Origin of the sequence: Kerstersia gyiorum (genome assembly GCF_004216755.1) — a bacterium.
GTDB classification, from domain to species: Bacteria; Pseudomonadota; Gammaproteobacteria; order Burkholderiales; family Burkholderiaceae_B; genus Kerstersia; species Kerstersia gyiorum.
On sequence record NZ_SGWZ01000001.1, the window covers coordinates 1394786 to 1420451 of the forward strand.

Annotated in this window: 22 protein-coding genes; 12 read left to right on the forward strand and 10 right to left on the reverse strand. The window is 58.2% G+C overall.

Features of this window, described 5'->3' with window-relative positions; genetic code table 11:
- Positions 1 to 247 precede the first annotated feature (247 nt).
- Both EV679_RS06160 and EV679_RS06165 read left to right on the forward strand, forming a co-directional pair.
- On the forward strand, positions 248 to 883 hold the full coding sequence (locus EV679_RS06160; RefSeq protein ID WP_202969539.1) for a TetR/AcrR family transcriptional regulator: 636 nt from the start codon (positions 248 to 250) through the stop codon (positions 881 to 883).
- A gap of 246 nt (positions 884 to 1129) precedes the next feature.
- Positions 1130 to 1969, forward strand: coding sequence for a mechanosensitive ion channel family protein (locus tag EV679_RS06165; RefSeq protein ID WP_127774779.1), 840 nt, complete (start codon positions 1130 to 1132; stop codon positions 1967 to 1969).
- A gap of 38 nt (positions 1970 to 2007) precedes the next feature.
- On the opposite strand, the gene EV679_RS06170 is transcribed toward EV679_RS06165, so the two are convergent.
- The gene (locus EV679_RS06170; RefSeq protein WP_127774778.1) at positions 2008 to 2787 is read right to left on the reverse strand and encodes an RNA methyltransferase; all 780 of its coding nucleotides are present in this window, start codon (positions 2785 to 2787) and stop codon (positions 2008 to 2010) included.
- Between the two features lie 94 nt (positions 2788 to 2881).
- On the opposite strand from EV679_RS06170, the gene EV679_RS06175 reads away from it, so the two are divergent.
- From EV679_RS06175 to EV679_RS06185, 3 genes are all read left to right on the forward strand, one after another.
- Positions 2882 to 3667: an inositol monophosphatase family protein gene (locus tag EV679_RS06175; protein WP_130486709.1), complete on the forward strand. Its 786-nt coding sequence runs from the start codon at positions 2882 to 2884 to the stop codon at positions 3665 to 3667.
- Between the two features lie 272 nt (positions 3668 to 3939).
- Complete coding sequence (locus tag EV679_RS06180) at positions 3940 to 5520, forward strand: TerC family protein (RefSeq protein WP_068370351.1); 1581 nt, start codon at positions 3940 to 3942, stop codon at positions 5518 to 5520.
- 180 nt (positions 5521 to 5700) lie between these two features.
- Complete coding sequence (locus EV679_RS06185; RefSeq protein WP_068370349.1) at positions 5701 to 6552, forward strand: undecaprenyl-diphosphate phosphatase; 852 nt, start codon at positions 5701 to 5703, stop codon at positions 6550 to 6552.
- Between the two features lie 154 nt (positions 6553 to 6706).
- Here the strand turns inward: EV679_RS06185 and EV679_RS06190 are convergent, their stop codons facing one another.
- From EV679_RS06190 to EV679_RS06200, 3 genes are all read right to left on the reverse strand, one after another.
- Complete coding sequence (locus tag EV679_RS06190) at positions 6707 to 7501, reverse strand: UDP-2,3-diacylglucosamine diphosphatase (protein WP_068370347.1); 795 nt, start codon at positions 7499 to 7501, stop codon at positions 6707 to 6709.
- Between the two features lies 1 nt (position 7502).
- A complete protein-coding gene (locus EV679_RS06195) occupies positions 7503 to 8012 on the reverse strand; it encodes a peptidylprolyl isomerase (RefSeq protein ID WP_068370494.1) in 510 nt (169 codons plus the stop codon).
- 143 nt (positions 8013 to 8155) lie between these two features.
- Positions 8156 to 8827, reverse strand: coding sequence for a tetratricopeptide repeat protein (locus EV679_RS06200; RefSeq protein ID WP_068370489.1), 672 nt, complete (start codon positions 8825 to 8827; stop codon positions 8156 to 8158).
- Between the two features lie 209 nt (positions 8828 to 9036).
- Here EV679_RS06200 and cysS point away from each other — a divergent pair, with 209 nt between their 5' ends.
- The 6 genes from cysS (at position 9037) to EV679_RS06230 (ending at position 15804) form a co-directional block, all read left to right on the forward strand.
- Positions 9037 to 10512: a cysteine--tRNA ligase gene (gene cysS, locus EV679_RS06205; protein ID WP_068370488.1), complete on the forward strand. Its 1476-nt coding sequence runs from the start codon at positions 9037 to 9039 to the stop codon at positions 10510 to 10512.
- A gap of 26 nt (positions 10513 to 10538) precedes the next feature.
- A complete protein-coding gene (locus EV679_RS06210; protein WP_083969566.1) occupies positions 10539 to 11171 on the forward strand; it encodes a DNA-3-methyladenine glycosylase family protein in 633 nt (210 codons plus the stop codon).
- A 41-nt stretch (positions 11172 to 11212) separates the two neighbouring features.
- Entirely contained in the window at positions 11213 to 12178 is a 966-nt protein-coding gene (locus tag EV679_RS06215) for an acetyl-CoA carboxylase carboxyltransferase subunit alpha (protein ID WP_068370343.1), read from the forward strand.
- A 7-nt stretch (positions 12179 to 12185) separates the two neighbouring features.
- Entirely contained in the window at positions 12186 to 13211 is a 1026-nt protein-coding gene (gene tilS / locus EV679_RS06220) for a tRNA lysidine(34) synthetase TilS (RefSeq protein WP_130486710.1), read from the forward strand.
- Between the two features lie 230 nt (positions 13212 to 13441).
- Positions 13442 to 14641 (forward strand): tyrosine-type recombinase/integrase, encoded by a 1200-nt coding sequence (locus EV679_RS06225; RefSeq protein WP_130486711.1) that lies wholly within the window; start codon positions 13442 to 13444, stop codon positions 14639 to 14641.
- Positions 14638 to 15804, forward strand: a complete 1167-nt coding sequence (locus EV679_RS06230) for a PDDEXK nuclease domain-containing protein (protein WP_130486712.1) — start codon at positions 14638 to 14640, stop codon at positions 15802 to 15804. Before EV679_RS06225 ends, EV679_RS06230 begins: the two co-directional genes overlap by 4 nt.
- Positions 15805 to 15848: 44 nt before the next feature.
- Here EV679_RS06230 and EV679_RS06235 read toward each other — a convergent pair whose 3' ends face one another.
- The 3 genes from EV679_RS06235 to EV679_RS06245 all read right to left on the reverse strand — a co-directional run bounded on the left by EV679_RS06235 (position 15849) and on the right by EV679_RS06245 (position 20360).
- Positions 15849 to 16700: a hypothetical protein gene (locus tag EV679_RS06235; RefSeq protein ID WP_130486713.1), complete on the reverse strand. Its 852-nt coding sequence runs from the start codon at positions 16698 to 16700 to the stop codon at positions 15849 to 15851.
- Positions 16701 to 16791: 91 nt separating this feature from the next.
- Entirely contained in the window at positions 16792 to 18552 is a 1761-nt protein-coding gene (locus EV679_RS06240; RefSeq protein ID WP_130486714.1) for a UvrD-helicase domain-containing protein, read from the reverse strand.
- 2 nt (positions 18553 to 18554) lie between these two features.
- The gene (locus EV679_RS06245) at positions 18555 to 20360 is read right to left on the reverse strand and encodes an ATP-dependent nuclease (protein WP_130486715.1); all 1806 of its coding nucleotides are present in this window, start codon (positions 20358 to 20360) and stop codon (positions 18555 to 18557) included.
- A 494-nt stretch (positions 20361 to 20854) separates the two neighbouring features.
- Between EV679_RS06245 and radC the strand changes: the two genes are divergently transcribed.
- On the forward strand, positions 20855 to 21364 hold the full coding sequence (gene radC, locus EV679_RS06250; protein WP_130486716.1) for a RadC family protein: 510 nt from the start codon (positions 20855 to 20857) through the stop codon (positions 21362 to 21364).
- Between the two features lie 180 nt (positions 21365 to 21544).
- Here the strand turns inward: radC and EV679_RS06255 are convergent, their stop codons facing one another.
- From EV679_RS06255 to EV679_RS06265, 3 genes are read right to left on the reverse strand one after another with little or no spacing between them, the layout of a single operon-like run.
- Entirely contained in the window at positions 21545 to 23395 is a 1851-nt protein-coding gene (locus EV679_RS06255) for a DUF3732 domain-containing protein (RefSeq protein ID WP_130486717.1), read from the reverse strand.
- Entirely contained in the window at positions 23392 to 23844 is a 453-nt protein-coding gene (locus tag EV679_RS06260; RefSeq protein WP_130486718.1) for a three component ABC system middle component, read from the reverse strand. The genes EV679_RS06255 and EV679_RS06260 overlap by 4 nt, the downstream gene beginning before the upstream one ends.
- Positions 23841 to 25055 (reverse strand): dsDNA nuclease domain-containing protein, encoded by a 1215-nt coding sequence (locus EV679_RS06265; protein WP_130486719.1) that lies wholly within the window; start codon positions 25053 to 25055, stop codon positions 23841 to 23843. Before EV679_RS06265 ends, EV679_RS06260 begins: the two co-directional genes overlap by 4 nt.
- Between the last annotated feature and the right edge of the window lie 611 nt (positions 25056 to 25666).

The window sequence follows — 25666 nt, forward strand, 5'->3', positions numbered from 1 at the left end:
CCGCGCGGTGAGGGATCGAGACAGACAGGCCTGCCTGGACCAGGAAGCCGCTACTGGAAACCGATGGCCAAGAGCACGGCGTTCTATCTGCCAATGACTATATCAAACGATTGGTGTAATAACGAAGAAGGCGATTCTCCCAGCTTGACGCGATGCCGTGAACACGCTATATCCGCACATTCCCCTGCGTGCCGCGTGCCGGTGCCGATGCACGGAAGGGGATTCAATCAATCGGGTCGGAGCAGAAATGATGGGTAATGGAAGCGGGGCGGAAAAGCGGGCCAGTCGGGGAAAGTTCATCAGCGCATTACCCGTCGAAGGCATGAGCGAACGCCACCGTGAGGTGCTGGAGGCGGCTGCGGCCCTGTTCGCCGAACGTGGCTATGCGGCGACTTCGGTCAGGGACATCGGCGAGCGCGTGGGCTTGCTGGGCGGCTCCCTGTACCACTACATCAAATCCAAGGAGGCCTTGTTCGTGAATATCCACGACATGGCGCTGCAGGTGGCTGAAGACCGCATCAACGCGGCAGTGGCGCCGCACGAGGACCCGTGGAGGCGCCTGGAGGCAGCCTGTATCGCCATGCTGGAGATACAACTGGACCCGGAATCGTTGACCATGCCGCTGATGAGCGACTTCAATTCCGTGCCCCCGGAGATCCGTGTCAGCCTGGTGTCCAAGCGGGACAAATTCGAAGATATTTTCCGCGGTCTGATTGCGGCGCTGCCGCTGGCTCCCGGCCTGAACCGCAATGTCTACCGCTTGCTGCTGCTGACCCTGCTCAATAATGTGAGCGGCTGGTACCGCCAGGGCCTGCTGTCACCGGCGGAGATCGGCCAGCAGATCATGCGTATTTTTCGGCACGACGGTAGCGCGGGGCAGTGAACGATGCCGTCCGTTTGCCTGTACTGGTGTGCATATGTTTCTGCTCAAAGTTTAATCACTGTTTTCAAGTAATTGATTTTTATTGGGGAAATCATGTGTTCCCCAAGCTATCCCAAAAGTTGTCCACATTTTTTCGGGATAAGAATGGACAAATGACGGGTGGACGTGCCGAAGGGGTGTGCTAGGCTGTCGGCAGTTCCGGCTGCCGTGGTGGCGGCGGAAGACAGGTATCACAGGAGTTTCTTCATGTCCGACTCAGTCAGCAAGGCCATACTGGAATCCCAGGCATACGGTTTCGCCATTACGTTATTGATCGCCGCCGTCATTCTGATCGTCGGCTGGTGGGTATCCAAATGGGTGGGCAGCATGGTGCGCCGTGCCGCGACCAGTTCGCCGCGCATCGACGCCACCATCGTGCCCATCCTGAGCAGCACGGCCGTGTGGGCAATCCGTGTTTTCACGCTGGTGGCGGTCCTGGCCCGCTTTGGTGTGCAGACGGCCAGCATCATCGCCGTCCTGGGCGCCGCCGGCCTGGCGATCGGCCTGGCGTTGCAGAACACCTTGCAGAACATTGCCGCTGGCGTCATGCTGCTGGCGCTGCGGCCCATGCGTGCCGGTGAGTACGTGTCCGTCGGCGGTGTCAATGAAGGCACGGTCGAGGAAATCGGCCTGTTCATGACGCGCCTGACGCAATTCGATGGCATTGCGATCTCGCTGCCTAACAGCACGGTATGGGGCGCGAACCTGATCAATTACAGCCGCAACCCGACCCGCCGCCTGGATCTCGAAGCCCAGGTGCGCTATGACGACGATCTGGACGCGGCGGTAGAGAGCCTGAAGGCGCTGATCAACGACCATCCGCTGGTATCCAAGGAGCCGGCACCCATGGTGATGGTGATGGGCTACCGTGACAACGGCGTCAGCATCAATGTGCGGGTCTGGACGGACAACAGCAAATACTGGGAATTGCGCTGGGACCTGCTCTACAAAATTCGCAAGACGCTGGTGGGTGCCGGCATGGGCGCTGCGGTGCCCGTGCGCGAATTGCAGGGCCCGGTTGTTGCCAAGGAGCGCCAGCAGGGCTGAGGCAGCCAGCCTGAACCGGCTCGGCGTGCCGGGCCGGTTCAGTCCTGCTTGCGGTAGTTTTGCGGCGCCAGCATGGCGGTACAGACACCGCGCATCATATCGACCTCATCACGGGTCAGGGCGCTGCGGCCGAACAGATGCTGCATGCGCGGCACCAGTTTCTTGGGATGTTCCGGGTCGAGAAAGCCGACGGCCACCAGCGCTTCGCGCCAGTGTTCGAGGAAAGCCTGAACCTGGCCGTTGCTGGCCAGGGCCGTGCCGGGGTCCACGCTCTGGATGGGCGTTTGTGGTAGCGCCCGTCCTTCGGCGCCCAGCGCGTAACGCATTTCCCACGCGGCCAGTTGCAGCGCCTGCGCCACATTCAGCGAACTGTATTCCGGGTTGGCGGGAATGTGGCAAATGCGCTGGCAGAGGGCAATATGCGCATTCGTCAGGCCGCTGCGCTCCGTTCCCAATACAATGGCGACGCTGGCGTCATCCTGAGAGGCCAGCAATTCGCGGCTTTCTGCGGCGGCTTCGCGGATGTCACAGACCGGCGGGCCGATGTCGCGCGGCCTGGCGGTCAGGGCATATGCCCGGGTTACCGGCGCGAGCGCTTCTTCAAGAGATGCTGTTATCAGCGCGCCAGACAGGATATCATCGGCGCCACTGGCCATGGCAATGGCATCGGGATGCAGGGTGATATCGTCCAGTTTGGGCGTGACCAGCACCAGCGATGAGAACCCCATGGTCTTGATGGCCCGGGCGGCTGCTCCCACATTGCCAGGGTGGCTGGGGGAGGTCATGATGAAGCGTACACGCGAAAAAACAGGCGTCATTTAAAATACCGGTCTGGGCCTACTGCCAGTTACTTTTATATAGGCCCTGGATGGGAGTCATCCAGGGCCTGCGAACGGATCAATACGGAATTCTATGCATCCCATGCTCAACACCGCCGTGAAGGCGGCGCGCCGTGCCGGCGCGATCATCAACCGCGCCAGCCTGGACCTCGACAAGATTCAGGTCGGCCGCAAGGGGCCCAACGATTATGTCACGGAAATCGACCGGGCCGCAGAGCAGGCCATCATCGAAATCCTGAGCACCGCCTATCCCGACCACGCTTTCCTGGCGGAAGAGTCGGGCGACGTTCCGCCTGCCGACGGTTCGACCGAATCCGAGTATCGCTGGATCATCGACCCGCTGGATGGCACGACGAACTTCATTCACGGCTATCCGTCCTTTGCCGTGTCCATCGCCCTGCAGCATCGCAGCGTGACCACCCAGGCGGTGATCTACGATCCCTCCAGCAATGAGCTGTTCACGGCCAGCCGTGGCGGCGGCGCATTCCTGAATGACCGCCGTGTGCGCGTGGGCAGCCGCGCGCGCTATCACGACGCCCTGCTGGGCGTGCGCTGGCCCAGCGGTGCCGGTCCGGTCGGCGTGCCGCGCTACCGCGAATTGATGGAACAGTGCTCGGGCGTGCGCCGCAGCGGTTCGGTGGTGCTGGATATGGCCTATGTGGCCGTCGGTCGCCTCGATGGTTTCTGCGGCATGGACCTCAAGCCCTGGGATCTGGCGGCCGCGGGCCTGCTGGTGCTGGAAGCCGGTGGCCTGGTGGGCGATTTCGAAGGCGAGCAGACCTGGTTCGAAACCGGCAATGTGCTGGCCGGCTCGCCCAAGATCTTCACGCAGATGCTGGGGCACCTGCAACTGGATTGATGGTTGGCAGCCTGCCGTATGGCGGCAGGAACCATGCATCGGCAACAGGCGCGAACCGCAAGGTCCGCGCCTGTTTTTTTATGGTTTCCACGCTGCGCCAGACGAAGACGGGCCAGGATGGTGGCCGAGCCGGCCAGGCCGCAGGAATCGTGCGCGGGGGGGCCCCGGCTTCGTATTGCCGGATGGATGCGTAGACTTTTTTATCCTGTTGCGCCGCGTGTGACACAGAATCCTAGTACGATTAGAGGCTTCTAGAACAACGGGAGTCTTACATGGAGTGGCTGCTGGACCCTTCAGCATGGGTCGGCTTGCTGACATTGGTCGTGCTCGAGCTGGTGCTTGGCATCGACAACTTGGTATTCATTGCTATCCTGGCAGAGAAACTGCCGCCTTCGCAGCGGGATCGTGCCCGTATCATCGGCCTGTCACTGGCGCTCATTATGCGTCTGGCGCTGTTGACGGCGATTTCCTGGATAGCGACCCTGACTTCCCCGTTGTTTTCCATCGGGGCGCTGAGCTTTTCCGGCCGCGACCTGATATTGATGGCTGGTGGCTTCTTCCTGCTCTTCAAGGGCACGATGGAGTTGCACGAGCGTATCGAAGGCAAGACACATCACGTCCGCGGTCCGCGCGTTTATGCCGGCTTCTGGGTCATTGTGACGCAGATCGTGGTGCTGGACGCCGTATTCTCGCTGGATGCCGTCATTACCGCCGTCGGTATGGCAGAACACCTGTCGGTCATGATGATGGCTGTGGTTATCGCCATTGGCGTGATGCTGATCGCCTCCAAGCCGCTGACGATCTTCATCAACCGCCACCCTACCGTGGTTGTCCTGTGTCTGGGCTTCCTGCTGATGATCGGTTTTTCGCTGGTGGCGGAAGCCTTTGGCTTCAAGGTGCCCAAGGGCTACCTGTACGCGGCCATCGGTTTCTCGATCATGATCGAGGTGCTCAATCAGTTGGCACGTCGCAGCCTGGTGCGCACAGTGGCGGCGCGACCCATGCGTGAACGCACGGCCGAAGCTGTGTTGCGCATGCTGGGCAAGCGCCTGCCGGATGAAATCGAAACCGACAAGCCGGCGCCGGAAGAACCTGCCGTCGCCTTCGGCGTCGAAGAGCGCAACATGGTCAGCGGCGTCCTGACGCTGGCCGAGCGTTCCATCCAGTCCATCATGACGCCCCGCACGGATATCAGCTGGGTCAACCTGAAGGACAGCCCCGAGGAAATCCGTGAACAGCTGAGCGCGTCGCCGCACAGCTTCTTCCCGGTGTGCGATGGGGCGCTCGATGAGGTCGTGGGAGTAGGCCGGGTCAAGGACATGATCGCCGACATCATCACGGAAGGCGCCATCCGCCGCGACCGCCTGCGGGAGCCATTGATCGTGCACGAGTCCATCGGCATCCTGCGTCTGATCGAAACACTCAAGCGTTCGCGGGGCCAACTGGTACTGGTGACCGACGAGTTCGGTGCGATCGACGGCCTGGTGACGCCCATCGACATTTTCGAAGCCATTGCGGGTGAGTTTCCCGACGAAGATGAAACACCGGATGTCATCCCCGACGGTGACAACCGCTGGCGCGTCAATGGAGCTGCCGATCTGCACTACCTGGAGCAGGTCCTGGAAGTCGATGGCCTGGTGGACGAGGCCGACGACTACACCACGCTGGCAGGCTATCTGCTGGCACGCTTCGGCAGCCTGCCGCAGGTGGATGACGTGTGCGAATACGTCCAGGACCATGTGCGCGTGCGCTTCAAGGTGCTGGCGCTGGAAGGCCGGCGCATCGCCGACGTACTGGTTGAACGCTCCATCCTGGAGCCGGAAATGCCGGAAAGCGGCTCTCAGCCAGCCTGAACCCCGGCAGGCGTGGCCGGCTTGCCGGCCACGCTTTCAAGAAGAGGTCAGGCAAGCCGGGTATGATGCGGCGTTTCGGACCGATTCCGGTGTACAGCACAGCTGGGCGGATAGCGGATATAAAACACGGCAGCGGCTTTCAGCCGTTGCCGATTTCTTAAATGACTATCGGAAACATTCATGGACGCAGGACTTCTACATCTGGTCAAGGCATTTTTTCTAGGCATTATCGAAGGCCTGACGGAGTTCATTCCGGTGTCCAGCACGGGGCATTTGATCCTCATCGGTGACTGGATCAGCTTCCAGAGCAGTGACGGCAAGGTGTTTGAAGTGGTGATCCAGCTGGGCGCCATCCTGGCTGTCATGTGGATTTTCCGTGCCCGCCTGGGCCAGTTGATCGGCGGCACCTTGCGCGGTGAACGCCAGGAAGTGCTGTTCGCGCGCAACCTGATCGTGGCATTCCTGCCGGCCGGCATCGTCGGCGCGATTTTCATCAGCCAGATCAAGGCGATCTTCTATCACCCCGGGGTCGTGGCGACCACACTGATCATCGGCGGTCTCATCATGCTGTACGTGGAGCGCAATGCGCACAACGCCAAGGAGCCCAAGCAGACGGCGGCCGATGTCCGTGCCACGTCGCATACGCTGGAGCAGATCTCCTGGAAGCAGGCCCTGGGCGTGGGTGTGGCGCAGTGCGTGGCCATGATTCCGGGCACTTCGCGCTCTGGCTCCACCATCGTCGGCGGCATGATCGCAGGCATCCAGCGCAAGACGGCAACGGAGTTCTCGTTCTTCCTGGCCATGCCCACCATGCTGGGCGCGGCAGTTTACGACATGTACCGCAACTATCACCTGCTGACGCAACATGACCTGTCGGCCATTGCAGTGGGCTTCGTGGCGGCATTCCTGAGCGCCATCCTGGTCGTGCGTGCAGTGTTGCGCTTCGTCGCCAATCACACCTATCGCGGCTTTGCCTGGTACCGCATCGCGCTGGGCCTGGTGGTGGCCGTCGTCCTGTTCGCCAAGGCCTGAGCGGGGGGCATCCAGCAGGCGGCGCCGCCGCCAGGGCTGCCCGGCAAAAAGAAACCGCCTGCCATTCCTGGATGAAACCAGGGTGGCAGGCGGTTTTTTCGTCTGCAAGCGGGCCATTGCCGGGCAGGCCGCCAGGCTGGCGGCCGTGCCTGGCTCAGGAACGGTGTTCCGTTGCCTCGTTGTCGGCTTCTTCCAGGTCGTAGGCGGTCAGGCCATCCAGGTCCAGCGCGAACCAGCCGCCGCGCCAGGGCTGCTCATCACAGCTCCAGTCGGGCAGCACCCAGCGTTCGCAGGCCCGGCCATCGACCTGCAGCACGTGGCGTGCGGGGCGATGGGTGTGGCCGTGAATCATCAGGGAGACACCGGTGTCGCGGAAGGCGGCGTCAATGGCTTGCGCATTCACGTCCATGATTTCCTGCGACTTTTGCTGGTTGGCCTGCATGCTGTCGCTGCGGGCCTGCTGCGCCATCTTGAGGCGTTCCGGAATGGGCATGGCAAGGAACTGCGCCTGCCATTGCGGATCGCGTACCATGGCGCGGAATTGCTGGTAGGCCTGGTCGTCGGTGCAGTATTCGTCACCATGCGACAGCAGCACGGTGCGATAGTCCGTTTCCAGCAGCACTGCGTCGGGCAGCAACTGCGCGCCCAACTGGCCGGCCAGCGTTTCCCCCATCAGGAAGTCGCGGTTGCCCCGGCCGATCCACAGGGGGATCTGGCTGGCCGTGGCGCGCATGGCCTCCAGTACTGCCGCCAGCCAGGGCGGCGCGATGGCGACCGTATCGTCGCCGATCCAGAAATCGAAGATGTCGCCCGGCAGCAGCAGGGCGTCGGCTTCCTCGGCAGCGGCTTCCAGGAAGCCGATGAAGGCTTCATTGGTAGCCGGAGTGGCTTGCGCCAGATGCAGGTCGGCGGCGAACCACAGCGTGCCGGGCAGCGTCAGGCGCGGCAACTTACTCAATCGTTTCTGCCTTGATGATGACGACGTCCTCGACCGGCACGTCCTGGTGGAAGCCACGGCTGCCGGTGCGGGCGCCCTTGATCTTCTCGACCACATCCTGGCCTTCAACGACTTCGCCGAAGACGGCGTAGCCCCAGCCCTGCGGCGTGGGCGAGGTGAAGTTCAGGAAGTCGTTGTCCTTGACGTTGATGAAGAACTGGGCCGTAGCGGAGTGCGGGTCGCTGGTGCGGGCCATGGCCAGCGTGTAGCGCTTGTTCTTCAGGCCGTTGTCGGCTTCGTTCTTGATCGGGGCATGGGTCTGCTTTTGCTTCATGCCGGCTTCGAAGCCGCCGCCCTGGATCATGAAACCGTCGATGATGCGGTGGAAAATGGTGCCGTCGTAGAAGCCTTCCTGGACGTAAGTCAGGAAATTGGCGGCGCTGACCGGCGCTTTTTCCGCGTCCAGGGCGATGATGATGTCACCTTGATTGGTTTGCAGTTTGACGCGGGGCTGATTGCTCATGACGGGGGCTCCTTGAGTTGTCGGTGAAATTGCCGGGCTGGAGGCGCCGCCGGTCTTGACCGGCAGCAGTGCAAAGCTGGCGGCGACCACGGCCGCCAGGGCGATGCCGGAGAAAACCAGCCGGCGAGTAAAAGTCCTGTTGGTCATGGCTGGACCTCAGGGGATGAGAGGGATTGTACGGCGGAGATGCGGCCATCCAGGCCGCGCAGGCCCAGCGCGCGTGCGCGTTCCAGCGCGCGCGCCGATTGTGCCAGGCGCAGGTCGCCCAGGTTGGCCCAGGCCAGTGCATAGCCCGGGTCGGCATTCAGTGCCATGGATAGCGCATCTTCAGCCAGGTCGAGCTTGCCGGCGCGCCAGTAGAGCGCGGCCAGATTGTTCCAGGGTTCGGGGAGTTCCGGGTAATTGCCGGTCATTTCGCGGTAGATGTTCATGGCTTGTTCCGTCTGGCCGCTGGCCTGGAGGGCGCGGGCATAGAGGAACTGAAGCTGCACATCGACGCCGGGATCGTTGCGGGCGCTTTCCTCGGCCAGGCGCTGTTCGATGCGCTCCATGGCTTCGCTCGTATTGCCGCTATCGAGCAGATGGGCGATTTCCGCCGCCGTTTCGCTGGCGCTGGGCGGCAGCGAGGTATCGACGCCGGGCTTGAGGGCTTCGAGGAAACGGGCCAGTGTGTCCGAGCCGCCACTGGGCTCGCCGTTGTTGCCCGGCGTGGGCAGGTCAACGACAGGCAATGCCTGGGAGTGCGCAGCGGCAGAGGCCAGCAACAGGCTGGCCAACAGGGTGCGGGACAGGATATTCGAGAAGGTTGTGGTCATATCGCCTGGGCGGATTTCTGTGCAAAGACTGCCGGGCTTGAAGTCTGGGCAGCCGTGCTTGCTATACTTGCCGATCGCCATTTTAGCCTTGCTTGCCGTCCGGTACGGCATGTCGCTGGCTGCGCCGCGCCGCCAGGGGGTATTTCCCCAGGATGCACTGTTCGCGCGGCCATGTTCATTACCTGTCATACATCGGGCCGTTAGACTTCATGATGCAGATTCACAACACCCTGTCACGCAACAAGGATTTCTTGCGCCCCGTTGAACCGGGCAAGGTGCGCATGTATGTGTGCGGTATGACGGTGTATGACTACTGCCACCTCGGCCACGCACGCATGCTGGTCAGTTTCGATGTGGTCCAGCGCTGGCTGCGGGCCAGCGGGCTGGAAGTGCGTTACGTGCGCAACATCACCGATATCGACGATAAGATCATCCGCCGCGCAGTGCAGACCGGCAGGCGCATCAGTGAAGTGACGACTTTCTTCATCGACGCCATGCATGCCGACGAGCGTGCGCTGGGCGTGCAGTCTCCCGACGCCGAACCGCGTGCGACCGAGCACGTGGGCGATATGCTGGGCATCATCGCCAGGCTCGAGGAAAAAGGCCTGGCCTACCGGGCCGATGATGGCGACGTGAATTATTCGGTTCGTTCGTTTCCGGGCTATGGCAAGCTCTCCGGGCGCAGCCTGGACGACCTGCGTGCCGGCGAACGGGTGGCGGTCGATACCAGCAAGCGCGATCCGCTCGATTTCGTGCTCTGGAAAGCGGCCAAGCCGGCCGAGCCAGCCGATACGCGCTGGGATTCGCCTTATGGCTTTGGCCGACCAGGCTGGCATATTGAATGCTCGGCCATGAGCAAGGCGCTGCTGGGCCTGCCGCTGGATATCCATGGCGGTGGCCCGGACCTGAAGTTCCCGCACCACGAAAATGAAATCGCCCAGACCGAGGGCGCCTACGAACAGACGCTGGCAAATATCTGGATGCATTGCGGCCCGCTCATGGTGGATGCCGACAAGATGTCCAAGTCGCTGGGCAATTTCCGCACCATTCGCCAGACCATCGCTCGTGACGCTTCCCATGAAGAACACCATGAAGGCGAAGGCGACGACTGGTTCAACCGGCGTGAAGCGGAGATGCTGCGTTTCTTCATCGTGCGCAACCACTACCGCAGCGCGTTGAACTACGCGCCGGATAATCTGAACGACGCCCAGAATGCGCTGGATCGCCTGTACCGCAGCCTGCAGGCGGTACGCCCGGATGACGCCGGGATCGACTGGGACCACCCCAGTGCGCAGGCATTCAAGGCTGCGATGGACGATGATTTCAATGCCCCGGGCGCGCTGGCCGTATTGTTCGAACTGGCCAGCGAAGCCAACCGTCATGCATCGGCCCGCGCAGCGGGACAACTGCGCGGCCTGGGCGAATTGCTGGGCCTGCTGCAACAGGACCCCGAAGCTTATTTCAAGTGGCCGACGCGCTATCGCCAGAAGCAGGAAACCGACAGCGGTGGAGAAACGGGCGCGGCGCTCGCTGATGCTGCCATCGAGGCGCTGGTGGCACAACGCGGCGAAGCCAAGCGCGCGCGTGATTTCACGCGTGCTGATGCTCTGCGTGCCGAATTGCGGGCAGCGGGCATCGAACTGGACGACAAGCCGGGTGGCGTGACAGTATGGAGGCGGGCATGAGCCAGATCGGCCAGGCCGGCCAGGAGATGTCTTCCGCCAAGCCGGAGTATTGGGACGCTGCGGTGGCGCATTTGCTGCGCCGCGACCGCATCCTGAAGAAAATCATTCCACAGCACGATGGCAGCTGGCTGATGACGCGCGGCACGCCCTTTGCGACGCTGGTGCGTTCGGTGGTCGGCCAGCAGATTTCCGTCAAGGCGGCCAACGCGCTCTGGGAACGCCTGAGCCAGGCCAGCGACGCGGCGCATGAGCCGGGCGTGTACCTGGCGCTGGGCGAAGATGGCCTGCGAGGCGCCGGCCTGCCCAAGCGCAAGGCAGAGTATGTGCTTGATCTGGCAGCGGGTTTCGAAGAGCGCAGGCTGCGCCCCGAACTGTGGGATAGCATGGATGACGAGGCAGTCATCGCCGAATTGACCACTATCCGCGGCATCGGCCGCTGGACAGCGGAAATGTTTCTGATCTTTAATCTACAGCGGCCGGATGTCCTGCCGTTGGATGATGCCGGCCTGCTGAAAGCCATTTCGCAGCATTATTTCAGTGGCGAGCCCGTGTCGCGCTTCGAAGCGCGTGAGGTGTCGCAGGCATGGCAGCCCTGGCGCACCGTCGCCACCTGGTATCTCTGGCGCAGCCTGAATGCCGTCGCAGTGCCTTCCTGCTGACGGCCCGGACTCGTCTTCACGCATACGGAATCCCATACGCAATGCGCAATACATTTCTCGAATTCGAACAGCCTCTGGCGGAGCTGGAAAGCAAAATAGAACAGCTGCGCTATGTCCAGACTGATTCGGCAGTCGACATTTCGGATGAAATCTCCAAACTGCAGCAGAAAAGCCAGACGCTGGCCAAGGGCATCTACGCCAAGCTGACGCCCTGGCAGACCGCCCTGGTGGCGCGTCATCCGCAGCGTCCCTATACGCTGGATTACGTGCGCGAGATCTTCACTGATTTCCACGAACTGCATGGCGACCGCATGTACGCCGATGACCAATCCATCATTGGTGGCCTGGCGCGTTTCGAAGGCAAGCCCTGCATGGTGATCGGTCATCAGAAGGGCCGCGATACCAAGGAGCGTGCGCGCCGCAATTTCGGCATGCCCAGGCCCGAGGGCTACCGCAAGGCCCTGCGGCTGATGCGTCTGGCAGAAAAATTCCGCATGCCGGTGTTCACCTTCGTCGATACCCCGGGAGCCTATCCCGGCGTGGGTGCCGAAGAGCGCGGCCAGTCAGAGGCCATTGGCCACAATCTGTACGCCATGGCCGAGCTGCGCGTGCCCATCATCTCGACGATCATCGGCGAGGGCGGTTCGGGCGGCGCATTGGCCATTGCCGTGGGCAACACCGTCCTGATGCTGCAGTACTCCACGTATTCGGTGATTTCTCCCGAAGGTTGCGCTTCCATCCTGTGGCGCAGTGCGGACAAGGCCTCGGAAGCTGCGGCTGCGCTGGGTATCACGGCGCCGCGCCTCAAGGAACTGGGCCTGATCGACCGCATCGTCAATGAGCCTATCGGCGGCGCACATCGCGACCCTGGCGTCATGGCACGCCTGCTGCGACGGGCGCTGGGCGAATCCCTGCGTCAGCTGAGCGGCATGACGCCCGACCAGCTGGTGGCCCACCGCCTGGAGCGCATTCGCGCCTATGGCGAAGTGCAGGAAGTCAAAGGCTGAGGACAGTATGCAAGCGGCGGCTCGCGGCTCGAGCGCCAGCGCCGCCAACGCGCTGACCGAGCCCTTGCGGGTGATGTTGGCCGGCCTGTCCCCAGGAACACGCATCGCCGTGGGCCTGAGCGGCGGGCCGGATTCATTTGCGCTGGCGTGTTGCGCCGCGCCGCTGGCACAGGGCCTGGGCCTGGCATTGCATGGCTTCCATGTCCATCATGGTTTGCTGGCGCAGGCCGATGCCTGGGCTGCCCAGGCGCGTGCGCTGGGCGTTCATCTTGGCTGTCCGGTGCATGTCGCCCGGGTGGATGTCACCGGTGTTGCCGCACTAGGCATGGAGGCCGCCGCTCGCGAAGCGCGCTATGCGGCGCTGGCCGACTTGGCCAGCACCCATGGGGTAGGCATCATCCTGCTGGCACATCATCAGGACGACCAGGCGGAAACCGTGCTGTTGCGCCTGTTGCGCGGCACGGGGCCGGAAGGACTGGCCGCCATGGCGCGGCAGAGCGAGCGTGGCGGGCTGGCGTACTGGCGGCCCTGGCTGGATGTGCCGCGCAGCCGTATCGTGCCGCTGGCGCAGGCTTGCGCCGAGCAATATGGCGTGCCGCTGGCCGATGATCCAAGCAATCTAGATCCCCGCTATACCCGGGCGGCATTGCGTGTGCAGCTTGCCCCGGTGCTCGACGAGCGCTGGCGCGGCTGGCGCAGTATCCTCGCCAGGCATGCCCGCCTTGCGGCCCAGCAGGCGGAAATACTCGCGGAAGTCGCGCATGCCGATTTGCAGGCGCTGGAACTGGCGGAGGATGGCAGCTTTGCGCTGGCGCGCTGGCGTGAGCTTTCCACGGCCCGCCAGGCGCATGTCTTTCGCTACTGGCTGCAGACTCGGGGGGCAATGATGCCGACCGAGGCCAGGCTCAACGATATGCTCAGGCAACTGCGCCAACTGCATGCCTTGGGACATGACCGGAAAATGTCGGTCAGGCACGGGGAGTGGGTCGTCAGTTGCGTTCGTGGCCGCGTCAGGCTGTTGCCGCATGAATGATGCGGCACGGCGGTCGTCACTGGCGCAGCCGAGGACGAAAACTGCGGTTTTTTTGTTTCACGATGACTCTAGCTCGGCAATTCGCTGGACTACGCCAAGGCTCGATACAGCAGGTTTATCAATCACTTAGGCGAGTTCAACATATGCCGGTGCTTTCCGAAACTTGACCCGGCTTCCCCTCGCGTGGCTCCCATGCGGCTCTTGGAAACCGGGCTTTCCGAGGAGTCATCATGGCGAAGATCAAGCTAACCAAGTCCGCAGTCGATGCGGCGCAACCTCAAGACAAGGCCATCGAACTGCGGGATACCGTGGTGCCCGGCTTCCTGTGCAAGATCACCCCGGCGGGCCGCAAGGTGTTCATGCTCCAGTACCGCACGAACGCCGGAGAGCGCCGCAAGCCCGCCCTGGGGCAGTACGGGGAACTGACGGTCGATCAGGCACGCACGATGGCGCAGGAGTGGCTGGCCGAGGTGCGCAAAGGTGGCGACCCCAGCGCGGCCAAGAACGCCGCCCGCAAGGCACCGACCATGAAGGAGTTCTGCCATACCTTCATGGAGGACTACTCCAAGCAGCGCAACAAGCCCAGCACGCAGCGCGGCTATCAGGGCGTGATTGACCGTTGCATCATCCCGATCATGGGCCGGATGAAGGTGCAGGACGTGAAGCGCCCGGATGTGGCCGCGTTGATGAAGAAGCTGGCCTACAAGCAGGCCGAGGCGAACCGTACTTTCGGCGTGCTACGCAAGATGTTCAACCTGGCTGAAGTGTGGGGGCTTCGCCCAGACGGTACGAATCCGTGCCGCCACGTCCCGATGTATCCGCCTGGCAAGGAAACCCGGCTCATCGTGGACGATGAACTGGTGCGGATCTTCCGTCACCTGGAGCACTTGGAGGCGGAAGGACTAGAGAACTACGTCATCCCGCTGGCGATCCGTCTGCAATTCGAGTTCGCCGCCCGCCGTTCCGAAATCTGCCCGCTTGAATGGGCGTGGGTTGATCTGGAAAAGCGCCGTGTTGTCTGGCCTGACAGCAAGACCGGCGGCATCTCCAAGCCCATGAGCGAGGAAGCCTATCGGCTGCTGTCCACAGCGCCGCGCCGAGAAGGCTGCCCCTACGTCCTGCCGTCGCCGAATGACCCGACCCGGCACCTGACCCACAGCGAACACTATGGCGGCTGGACGCGCGTGCTCAAGGCTGCTGGCGTGCCGCACGTTGGCACACATGGCATTCGTCACCGGGCGACCACCGATATTGCCAATTCGGGCGTGCCGACCAAGGTGGGCATGAAGCTCACAGGTCACAAGACCGTGGCGATGTTTATGCACTATGTTCATACCGAGGACAAGCCGGTGCGGGATGCGGCCGAACTGGTGGCGAATCGGCGACTGGCGATTACCAGGGCATCCCGTTCTATGGAGGTGACAGCATGACAAGGAAGACGCCCGTGGCAACACGGAAACCCGCTGCCTTACCGGCTGGCTATGCCGGCATCCACGGCGGCATCGTGGAGCTGCTGGACGCGGCGCGTCAGGCGGCGGCGCGCAGTGTCAATGCGCTGATGACGGCCAGCTATTGGGAGATTGGCCGCCGGATCGTCGAAGCCGAGCAGAAAGGCAGACGGCGGGCCGGTTACGGCGAGCAGTTGATGGAGAGGTTGTCCGCCGACTTGACGGCCCGATTCGGGCGTGGGTTCGGCGTCAATAACCTGGAGAGTATGCGACGTTTCTTCCTCGCATACCCCCAGCCCGAGATTTCCCAGACAGTGTCTGGGAAATTGGGAAATGAGTCGCCTGCCGAGAAATCCCAGACAGTGTCTCGGAAATTCGACCTCTCCGAACTGGCCCAGACCTTCACCTTGCCGTGGTCAGCCTATGTCCGGCTGCTGTCGGTCAAGGATGACTATGCCCGGCAGTTCTACGAGGCAGAGGCACTGCGCGGTGGCTGGAGCGTGCGCCAACTTGACCGGCAGATTGGCAGCCAGTTCTACGAGCGCACGGCCTTGTCCAAGGACAAGGCAGCGATGCTGGTCAAGGGTTCGGTGGCCAAGCCCGAGGATGCCGTCACGCCCAACGATGCCATCAAAGACCCGTATGTGCTGGAGTTCCTCGACCTCAAGGACGAGTATTCGGAATCCGACCTGGAAGCGGCATTAATCCAGCGTCTGGAAGACTTCCTGCTGGAACTCGGGGAAGGCTTCACCTTCGTCGGGCGGCAACGTCGCTTGCGCATCGACCAGACCTGGTATCGGGTCGATCTACTGTTCTTTCATCGCAAGCTGCGCTGCTTGGTCATCATCGACCTCAAGTTGGGCAGCCTGACCCATGCCGATGTGGGGCAGATGCACATGTACTGCAACTATGCCAAGGAGCATTGGGCTTACCCGGATGAGAATCCTCCGGTGGGCCTGATCCTGTGCGCGGACAAGGGCCATGCCCTGGCGCGGTATGCGTTGGATGGCTTGCCAACCAAGGTGATGGCGGCAAACTACCGGACGGTGCTGCCAGATGCTGAATTGCTGCAAAAAGAGCTGGAGAACACGCGGCGTCTGCTCGAATCTCGTGACACGCTGGTCCCCGAAAGACGCAGGAAATAACAGAGTTTCACGGTGTGCAACCTGCGGGTTCCTTGATATAAGGCTTACTTTTTCTTGGTGATTCGCTGGAACTGCACAGCACAGACAGTCGCGGACACCTTCATTGCCTCGCTGTATTCCGGGTAGCCTGAAACCGTGTCGCAGAAATAGTTGTGATACGCAGCGAGCCACGCGAATTTGGAGAACACTGCCGGTATTGAAGCATAGGTTTTTAGCGCTGATTCGACCTGCTTCTTGTGTCGGCGAAGAGATTTGGCATCGAGATACTCTCGCTCATCACCCTCAATAATGCACTCTACGAGATAGTTCAAGAAATAACGGCCGTCCGGGCCTTTCAGAACATCCCGAACTTGAGGGGCAACCTCTCCAGAATAGTAGCCGATGTGCTTGTCAACCAGCTTCATGGTGTTGTCGCACAGCACGACGATGGGATTAACCGCGACCTTGCTTTCAAGGTCATGGGCTGTCAACAACGCCATGCCGTACACGCTGTTTTCATCCATGAACAACTGGTCAACCGCCAACCCGCCCCGAATGAAGAAACCGTTGAGCGCCATCTGGAACTGGTATTCCCTGATGGGCCAAAGGGTGAACCCGAACTCCGATTCCATATCGTCGCTGAATCGAGGATGGGCTAGTACCACATTGTCGGTGAACGACTTGAAATAGAGCATCGACTCGTCGGTATCCTCCTTAAGCCGTGCAATGCTCTTGGCGAGGATTCTGTGAAAACTCTCCAATAGTGTGTTCGCGGTACCATCCTTGTAGCTGGTGCGAATCCTCTCCGAAAATCCTAGGACATCCAGAAAAGCACAGTACGACAGCCGGTGAACTGGTTTGCCAGCGGCGAAGTAGTCGTTTTTTGTCTTGTTTTTCTCGTGCGTAGATTTAGTCATTGAATTTATAGAGTTCCTGTAAGGGTTGCGGACTACGGTAGAACTGAAGTCCGTCAGCGCTGTCGGTAGAAGAGCTTCACAGACCTTGCCCCTACAACTTATGTCCGCGCAGGATTGGACAGGCCGGCCACAGGGGATCGACGATCAACGTGTGAGTGCGAGCACGCGTGATGCCCACACGCAGGACCTTGCGGCTTTTAGGATGCGGTACCTCATCCCCTCGCCAAACGAAGGACGACTGTACCCCTGCAGCCGTGCGCCGAGCTTCCCGGACAATCACAACACCATCGAACTGCTTCCCCTTGGCCTTATGAAAGTTCATTACCTGGAGCCCAGCAGGAGCCTCGATACCATCCAAGATCTGCTCTTGTGCGAGGGCTTGATCTAATGCTAAGCGAGCGTTCGTGTACGCACCGTCGCGCAGCCACTCGTTGGCTAAGCCTGCTGAAATTCGATGTCCACGTCGGAAGGCGACTAGGAAGTCAAGCTGGGAAGCCACGCGCAGCAACTCATTTTGGCCAGTGTCTCGAAGAGCGTATTTGACGGTAAGCCAGTCGGTGGCGGGGTCTCCGGTGAAGCCGTCGGCGTGAAGACCTGTAATTAAGCCCCGCAACGCTTTAACGATGTTGATGTTGAGGGTCTTGCCGCCTCGAATTTTCCCAGCCTGCTCCAAGAGCTTGCTCACGGCGGCCTTAGCTTGTCCGGTCGCCCGCCGCGCAGAGGCGATCAGCTCCATGCTGGCTGCCACATCGAGTTCGAGTTGCGCAAGGTCTTTGGGTTCAAGCAGAAATGCCGCAAATCGTGCCGAGAGTAAGGCCTCGGCCTCGTCGAATAGCAGCTTATGGCGCACAGCCTTGCCTACATTAGGTTCGATTGCGTTGAGCGCGTTCGACATACGCAGCGCACTTCTGTTGTTTGACACCAAGATTGCGAGCGTTCGAGGTCGGCTATCGGACTCCGCGCGGATTTTCGACAGCAACTGAGCTATGGCGCGTCGTAGAACATGGTTCCAGTTCGGTGTTGGGTTTTCTGGCCGATAGGAAAAGGAAGAGATCCCTTTATAGGGTGCACCGCGCGCCTGCCCGGCCAGAATGTCGTTGGCAAAGAGCAAGATTTCAGAGTCTGGGCTGCGATGGTTCTGAGTGCCCAGATCAACTTCGAGTGGATGAAGGGCAGCGCGAATCGCTGCGATCCGCTCTGGTCCAACGCCAGGCAGGTAATCGAAGATTTGTTGTTCAAGGTCGGCTAGGCAAACGATCTGCGCGTGTGGAGCAAGCATTTCAACGCATTGCCACGCGAATTGCCCGGTGTCCTGAGCCTCGTCCACGATGATGATGGGATGCCGCCGCGCGAGCGAGGAAAGCAAGTGGCTGCTGGTGGCGAGCAGACGAGTGGCGTTGGGAGCGAACAGGTCGAACGCGATGCGGCCCTCTTCGCGGAACAGCCGCTCGCGCTCAATTAGCCATTGATCCCATTCGTCGTCATCGTCGTCGATGCCCCCGCTCAGAGCCTTCTCATCCTGCGGCAGCAAAATCGACAGTTTTCGCGGAGCACCGAGCAGGTAGGCGTGCGCCTTCAGGATGTCCCAGAAGAAGGAGTGGAAGGTCTGAATCGAAAGTTGCTCTTGCTCGGCTGCTGTAGCTTCTAGCTTGGCCGCGTCGAGGATGCGCGTCACTGCCGCGCGCGAGAAGCTTAGGAAAAGCGCGGACTGCCCAGGCGTCATACCCTGTTGAATACGCTTGACCGCCTTTCGCAGTGCAATGGTCGTCTTACCGCTGCCGGGGCCACCAATGACCAGTGCGTGTCCTTCGCAAGCGAGGACACTGTCGCGAAGCGGGCAAGGCTCGTTCATGGCTAGGCGAACAGATCGGCGTTTTCGCCGTCGCCCTCGTTGATGGGCGGCGGCGGCGGGAACAGAGCGAACACGGACGCGAGGAATTGTGTGGCGGTAGCCGGCAGCTCGTTGAATTCGCACTCTTCAAGAAGGCGGGCCGACCAGCCTGCGCCTTTGTTTCCGCCGAGAGCCTCCTTGGCGACGGCCTTGATAGCGTCGTCGGATGGGCGCGCGTCGGGGATGGCGATATTGCCATGTTCGCCGTTTGCTTTGAGGTTTGCGAGGAATGACCAAAGTCGATCCACTGGCACTTCAGCCACCAGGAGGTCTTCAAAGCCCTTGTAGGCGTGCTCGACGTTAATCTCGAAATTTTCCGCAAGTGCCTGCGCCTGCTCGGCTTTGCGCTTCTTCTTGTAGTCGAGGTCGTAGAAAGCGAAGGTACGCAGCCCCAGCGTTTTGAAGAACTTACCGAATTTGGGCATGTTCGACTCGCCGTCGGCGTCGAAGAACGCCACGCCAGCGATGTCCAGAGGCTGCAAATTAGGGTCGTTTTCTTCCATGCGGCGCGCGATGATGGGCATTGCATGCAGCTCAGTGACGCCCTCGACGACAATGGCTGCTCGCCCCAGCATGCATTCGGACAGCCCCGAGCGGGAGAATCGCTTGTAGTCGTTGTCTTTGAGGCCCGTTGCGTCGGATACCTTGCGGGCGCTGACCATACCGCCGTCACGCGAGAGAAGTAGTGTTTTCGACGGCTCGAATTTCTCGATCACAAAGGGCGAGTGGGAGGTCACGAAGGCCTGGGTGGTCTTCGTCAGCAGGTATTGGGCGATTCGGCGCTGCGTGTGCGGAGGTACTGCGATCTCGGGCTCCTCCATGGCGAAGATAACGGTGTCGGGTTTGAGATCCGCGATGAACGACAACAGAGCGAGCACAAGCGTGTTGACAGTGCCGGTGCCCGCGTGGGGAAAGGGGACGGGGCCTTGGTCGGCAGAGATGGACAGGAAGAACGACATCGTCTTGCGAAGATGCTCGCGCGTGAGCTCCGAGACGTGCAGCTTCGTCGCGTTGCCGGGCGACTCCAACGCGATGTAGCGGGCAAGCCGCTTTTCGACCGAACGCAAGACAGGAGCGATCTCAGCGGCATCGGCTTCAATGTCGAGCCCGCGTAGTCGCTCGATGGTCTTTTCCCAAAGAGTCGTGCGAACGCCCTTGGTGCGTAGGATGATGTCCAGAAGCGAGCCGCGCTCAAGGCTCAGCGCCCGCGATCCCGTCCGCAATGCCCGCAGGTAGAGAAATCCGAACTGCCGCTTGATCGGCTTAGAGACGGGCGTCAGTGTGCCTTCTGGCGCGTCAGGGCTGTGGGAAAAGAAAGTTCTGGCTTCGAATTCGTCCTCGGCGAGATCGTACTTGCCAATGGTCTCCAGACGAAGGCAAGGAACCACATGTGGCGGGTTGGCGGCCTGTACTTCCCCCTCGCCCAAAAGGCGCTGTTCCTCTAAGTGCCAGAACTCTGTGTTGCCACCGCACTTGGCGTCGATTTCAGCGCTCAATTCGATCAGGACGACTTCTATGCGTAATGGAATTGACTCGGGCTCGGCCCCCTCTTGTGCAGGCGGGGCCAGATACTGGGCGTTGTAAAAGTCAAACTCGTCAATTGGCGGGAATCGGTTTAGTCGATCTGGCCCCAAGACAAGGTCTAGCGCGTCACAGATGGTGCTCTTACCGACGTTATTAGAGCCGACCATGAGCGTGTGCCCATCGAAAAGCAGTTCCGCAGACTTGATGCCCCGAAAATTCGAGATGCCTAGACGAACTACTTTCATTTTCTATTTCCGTTCCGGTTATGGGCAATTCCCAGGACTAAACGTAGAGCTCTTCAAGCCGAATCTTCTATAAATCGTTATATAAACCGTTCCAATCATCCGCGCTTGGCCGAAACCAAGTGTTGATGCAAATAGATAATAAGCGAAATACATGCTTGCGTCTCTGCTTCGCGGACCTCACTGCTCGAGGTTCGCTGTTCGCTCATCCCTGACGGGACTGGCTATCGCCAGCCTTTCACATCCCTGACGCCTCCGACCTGGATTTTTGATCCGGGTCTGCGCGTGCTGCGCACTTGCCAACGGCGGGTGTGTGGCTGAGTGGGGTGTAGGCGGTCTTGCTGTTCCCTTCACCGTACCACGGCGTTCTCGCCGTCAATGACTTCGCGTGCTCGCACGCTTGCGGCCTGTCGGCCGTCTTCGATCCCTGACTGCTTGCGCTGCGCCGTGCTGATCACGGTTCCGGGCAATTCCGCCCGAGCAACCGGAGCACGATCATGTCGCAACTGTCCTTTTCCTCGTTCGATGACGCTTTGCTGGTGCGTGACGCCCAGGGGCGCTACCTGCCGGCATCTGTCGATCAAATCCTCGAAGCGGCACGCCAGGCCATTGAGCTGAAGATGCAACGTGGCGCTGAGTTCACTTCCCCGGCGCTGGTAAAGGAGTACCTGCGCAATAAGTTGGCAGGTTTTGAGCATGAAATCTTTGCTGTGCTGTTTCTAGATACACGTCACCGGCTGATCGAGTATCGGGAGATGTTCCACGGCACCATCGACAGCGCATCGGTGTATCCGCGTGAAGTGGTCAAAGAAGCCCTGCGGCTCAATGCGGCGGCGGTCATTCTCTCGCACAACCATCCGAGCGGGAATCCCGAGCCGTCGAACGCCGACAAGGTACTGACACAGCGGCTCAAGGACGCGCTGGGGCTGGTGGAGGTGCGCACGCTGGATCATGTGATTGTAGCCGGTGCAAACACAGCGTCGTTTGCAGAGCATGGACTAATCTGACATTTTGGGGCTACGGTCCCTGATTTTCTGCGCTACGCGAGGACTGTGTTTATCTACAGAAACGACCATACATGGTCCATTGAACATAGGCAGCCCAACGAGAAGTCCCAGCATCAATCTCCATATACTCCGAGCTATTCAGCATATATTTGCATGCCAGTTGAAAATACCACTAGAAAGTTATTCTTTTCCGTCTTCCAGATTGTCAAGAATAAGACCGTAATTTTCGCGGAGTTCCTTGTCCACAAGGTGGAAGCGATCCAGATTCAGTGAGGTCCAATGACCCTGGTCAATATGCTCTAGCAAAATAATCTGAAACCCACCATGCTTATCCATGTCGATGACAAATTGATTTAGCTCCATTAATACTTTATCCAAGCTACGGATGTCATCATTGGGCTTACCATCGCTAGAGAAGTACGGCGTACTGACCTGATCTAGCACCAAGAAGGAGGGAACCCAAGGAATTTGTCTCGCCTTAGCTATTTCATGAATTGCGAGGAAATAACACACGTGAAGATACAGATAATTTGATGCGCTACCAACATCCGGCATCTTTTCTATAGTAGCCAAATCTGAAGAGTGTAGATGGATTAACTTCTCCTTTTCATAATAAAAAGCAGAGAAATCGTCATAGCCCTTTAATGGAAGCTTAGCGAGTCGATTGTTGATCAGTGTATTTAATTGCTGCTTGGCTAAAGTACTTTTCTCTTCATTTTGATCAACAACTCTCTGCAAGTTTATGATGGCTTCATCGAGATCATCTTGTAGTTCTTTAATATCCTGGCTCGCGTTGTGACTATAGACATCCAGCTTTGTCTCAAGGCGGCCCAAATAGCGGTAATAATCGTTGGGGTTGTGACTGACTGGGTTGGTTATTTTTATTGAAGACAATTCATCCTTGAGCTCTTTTATCCTATTTTCATTGACCTCATGGATGCCTTTCACTTCATCCAAAAATGGAAAACTATTGCGGCTACGTAATGATGACTTTATATCGACAAGTTCACGTTGCAATCTGGCAATAACTTCATTGGCGAGTTCGGATGGAAAGATATCGTCGGACTGCGAATTGAAGGCGTTCACGGGTTTGAGCGCATCCTCAATTTCTTTCAAATTAGACGTATAGGAGGGCTTGCCTTCGATAAAAGCTTGCAATTGTCTATTCTTTGCGGACAACCGGAAAATTTCACGCTCTATGCGTTCAATTTCTTTTCTTTGGTCGCTGGGCGGTACGGGCTTTTGCACTAACTCCCGCAGTGTCGTGATGCTGTCCTCATAAGAATCAGGAATGCGTTCTATGACTCCTAGTGAATGAGCCTCTCTAGACAAAGACTCAACTTCTTCAGCAAATATATTTGCGGTTTTTTTATAAGATTCATTTTTTCTCTCCTGAATGGCTCTCTTGCGTTCCAGTTCCAACAGACGGTTGCGTGCAAGCGCTGTACCTACATTCTCCGCCCCAATGGCCATCCGGAAAGTTCGCTCGATCGCCTCCTGGTATCGGCCATCAGCAGGCCGAATGTAAAGATGGTCTGGTGCGACGATGCTGCTCTGGTCTTGATAACTGTATGCAAGGAAGTTCCGGAAAGATACTTTAGAGCCGGCCTTGATATATCGCCCGCCATAAGGAACCCGTAAATCAGCATCAATTCCAAAGGCTCCGCTGAGAATTTTTTTTAAATTTTCGACCCTGATATTTAATATCGGAGTAGGCGGAATAATTCCGTTCTCACTAAAGTACGCTTGATCAGTCGTTCCATTGCTCTCAGATGGACGTGCTATGACGATTTCCTTGTCATTGCTGGAGATCTTGATACCATACCAATCCACCTTTGAGTCGATGTTTGTTTTCGATATTCCAGTGGTTTCGCTTGCCAGCAAGCAATAATCAATAATAAATAGAATTGATGATTTTCCCTTCCCTGAATCTCCAGTTATCACATTGATGCGATTGTGAAGGAAATCAAGAGTTCTTTTGATTCCGTTTTTTTGCCAAAGAATGATTTTTGAGATCTGAATATTGCTCACAATTCAATCCTGAATATTTGGTAGAGATCGGCAGTGCTTTCGCTGAGAATTACGCCGAGATTCGGGCCTGATGCCAATATATCTGATGCAATCTTGCCAATTTCTGATTCACCCTGAAAAAATATCTTTTTCTTGAGGGTGAGGTTATTTCCAGTCAATGCCGCAACTCCCATCTCTTGTGCCAGAATAATCGCATTCAAGGATGTTATGGTTAAATCCTCATATCTTGATCGAATGGTAATAAATGAAGATGGATTGGAAACCAGAAGATCTTTGGCGCTTAATACGACACTGTTTTTTCTTTTTAGAATGGAGCGTACGGCCTTATCAAAAGCAAGGGGCAAGATTAGCATCGCTTTTGCAAGAGATAAGTGCTGGTCTTCTAAGTTATCTAGCGCACTTTGAATGGCTACCACACCGATCAGTTCATTTTGCGATAAGCGATTCATTCTTCAAATCTCTCTTTCCAATCTTTACGCCATCCAATGCGAGGAATGTTGGAGAGCTTCGTGTATTTCCCACAGCTTAAATTTCTGGGAAGTTCTATGTCGCCAGCTTTCAATGTGCTACCCATTGTTTTGTCGTAGCAGTCTAGAGATGCTTGTTGATGCAGCCCCTCATCGCTTTCGGTTGTTTTTCTATGTGATTGGTTGTGCAGTAATTGCCAGTCGGATACTGCTTTGTTTTCTAACCTGGAATTGTCGCTTGAGCTAAAAGACCCTGCGTCTCGCAGAGAATCCATGAACTGATCTGCCAGCATCATTTCGACTCCACGGTCAATGATTTCTTCATCATTGATACCAATGTCTTTCAGTTGTGTATAGAACCTGCTATGACTGAAAGACAGTTTGTCTGGTCGGTGATAGCTGTAGTAGATGTCTACAAACTGATCAAAATCAGCAGGTTCTGATCGAGCGGATCTGACAATCCTGTCAAACCCCATTTTGACCCTGAAATCGTCGAAGGTAATGACAACCTTTTCCCCTTCTATGATTCTCGAAAATTTTGATTCTTTGAATGCACCTATTACATGCTTTCTGGTTTCCTCCAGACGAGAGTCGGGAATTGATAGTTGTCGAAGAGCAGAAGATATTCTTGCAATGATGGGCGATTTATCAGAGTGGAATTCAAATCTATCAAAGATAAATTTAAGTTCCTCGTCGCTTGATTGAGAAACTGAATCCACATATTTGGAAAGTGGATTTCTAGAATCTTCAGGTTTCTTTTGTGATTCTGATTCTGTAATTTCTTTATTTGTCTTTCTTATATGATCAATGATCGCCTGGATGTTGGCTCGTGAATTTTTTAGTAAGCTTACAAATTCTTGATTATTAAGGCTTTTGTTGGTGTACAGCTGGAATTTTAGTGACCGGCAATTTGGCAGGCCTGGGACAAGCTTCAGCCAGTTATGGATAGTCTTCCAAAGGTCGATGTCTCGATCCGTGATGTTCCCAGATTCAACAGAGTGTTTGACCTGGATGAGCAAGATTTCCTCGATAGAAGAATCATCTGCCGCGGTTTCTACATGAATGTCGTCATGGAGCTCAAGGCCAAGTGTTTGCCCTGACCTAAGCTCAATGAGCTTTTCAATGTAAACCAAATCCTGAAACTCGAAGCCAAGCGATGTTTTATCCGCTGCAATCTTTTCCGAATGATTCATGCCATCCTCGATCGACTATTGAAAGCTGTCTTATGCCTACCCCTATGCTACTTGTGGCAATGCTTGTGTGCGGCCTGTGAATAGCATATGGATTGCCGCAGACTTGGAGGCACTCTGCCTCATAAACCATCAACGTTTAATCTAAGCTCAATGCCATATCTTTCTTTGTGGCTGATGGATTGTTTAATTCGCACAAACAGATAATAAACGAAACATATCTTTGCGTCTCCGCTTCGCGGACCGCGCTGCTTCAGGTTCGCTGTTCGCTCATCCCTGACGGGACTGGCAGTCGCCAGCCTTCCACATCCCTGACGCCTACGACCCGGCTTCCAGCTTCGGGCCTGCGCGCTTCGCTTGCGTGCGGTTTGCACATCGTGGCGGCCGTTGCCATGTCCAGCCGTCTTCTCCTGACTCCATCACCTTGCTCGCGACTGTAGCCCGTGGCCGCGTGCCGTCAAGGCGTGCCAGGCCGTGTCCTCGGCTGCGCCTGCGGGCCGCTCCAACCTGACGCTTTTCTCCTTGACGGCCCACGTCCGTGGGCTCCTGACCGTCGCGGGCGATGAACTCAGGAAAGACGGTGGCAACAGGGCCAACCGGGTTCCTCGTGCCAA

Bases quoted from the DNA above. Each gene is read 5' to 3' on its own strand.
- cysS (WP_068370488.1), top strand. From the start codon at position 9,037: ATGATGCAGATTCACAACACCCTGTCACGCAACAAGGATTTCTTGCGC.
- EV679_RS06200 (WP_068370489.1), bottom strand. From the start codon at position 8,827: ATGACCACAACCTTCTCGAATATCCTGTCCCGCACCCTGTTGGCCAGC.
- EV679_RS06235 (WP_130486713.1), bottom strand. From the start codon at position 16,700: ATGACTAAATCTACGCACGAGAAAAACAAGACAAAAAACGACTACTTC.
- EV679_RS06195 (WP_068370494.1), bottom strand. From the start codon at position 8,012: ATGAGCAATCAGCCCCGCGTCAAACTGCAAACCAATCAAGGTGACATC.
- EV679_RS06165 (WP_127774779.1), top strand. From the start codon at position 1,130: ATGTCCGACTCAGTCAGCAAGGCCATACTGGAATCCCAGGCATACGGT.
- EV679_RS06170 (WP_127774778.1), bottom strand. From the start codon at position 2,787: ATGACGCCTGTTTTTTCGCGTGTACGCTTCATCATGACCTCCCCCAGC.
- EV679_RS06225 (WP_130486711.1), top strand. From the start codon at position 13,442: ATGGCGAAGATCAAGCTAACCAAGTCCGCAGTCGATGCGGCGCAACCT.
- EV679_RS06260 (WP_130486718.1), bottom strand. From the start codon at position 23,844: ATGAATCGCTTATCGCAAAATGAACTGATCGGTGTGGTAGCCATTCAA.
- tilS (WP_130486710.1), top strand. From the start codon at position 12,186: ATGCAAGCGGCGGCTCGCGGCTCGAGCGCCAGCGCCGCCAACGCGCTG.
- EV679_RS06215 (WP_068370343.1), top strand. From the start codon at position 11,213: ATGCGCAATACATTTCTCGAATTCGAACAGCCTCTGGCGGAGCTGGAA.
- EV679_RS06210 (WP_083969566.1), top strand. From the start codon at position 10,539: ATGTCTTCCGCCAAGCCGGAGTATTGGGACGCTGCGGTGGCGCATTTG.
- EV679_RS06180 (WP_068370351.1), top strand. From the start codon at position 3,940: ATGGAGTGGCTGCTGGACCCTTCAGCATGGGTCGGCTTGCTGACATTG.
- EV679_RS06175 (WP_130486709.1), top strand. From the start codon at position 2,882: ATGCATCCCATGCTCAACACCGCCGTGAAGGCGGCGCGCCGTGCCGGC.
- EV679_RS06230 (WP_130486712.1), top strand. From the start codon at position 14,638: ATGACAAGGAAGACGCCCGTGGCAACACGGAAACCCGCTGCCTTACCG.
- EV679_RS06245 (WP_130486715.1), bottom strand. From the start codon at position 20,360: ATGAAAGTAGTTCGTCTAGGCATCTCGAATTTTCGGGGCATCAAGTCT.
- EV679_RS06240 (WP_130486714.1), bottom strand. From the start codon at position 18,552: ATGAACGAGCCTTGCCCGCTTCGCGACAGTGTCCTCGCTTGCGAAGGA.
- radC (WP_130486716.1), top strand. From the start codon at position 20,855: ATGTCGCAACTGTCCTTTTCCTCGTTCGATGACGCTTTGCTGGTGCGT.
- EV679_RS06185 (WP_068370349.1), top strand. From the start codon at position 5,701: ATGGACGCAGGACTTCTACATCTGGTCAAGGCATTTTTTCTAGGCATT.
- EV679_RS06265 (WP_130486719.1), bottom strand. From the start codon at position 25,055: ATGAATCATTCGGAAAAGATTGCAGCGGATAAAACATCGCTTGGCTTC.
- EV679_RS06160 (WP_202969539.1), top strand. From the start codon at position 248: ATGATGGGTAATGGAAGCGGGGCGGAAAAGCGGGCCAGTCGGGGAAAG.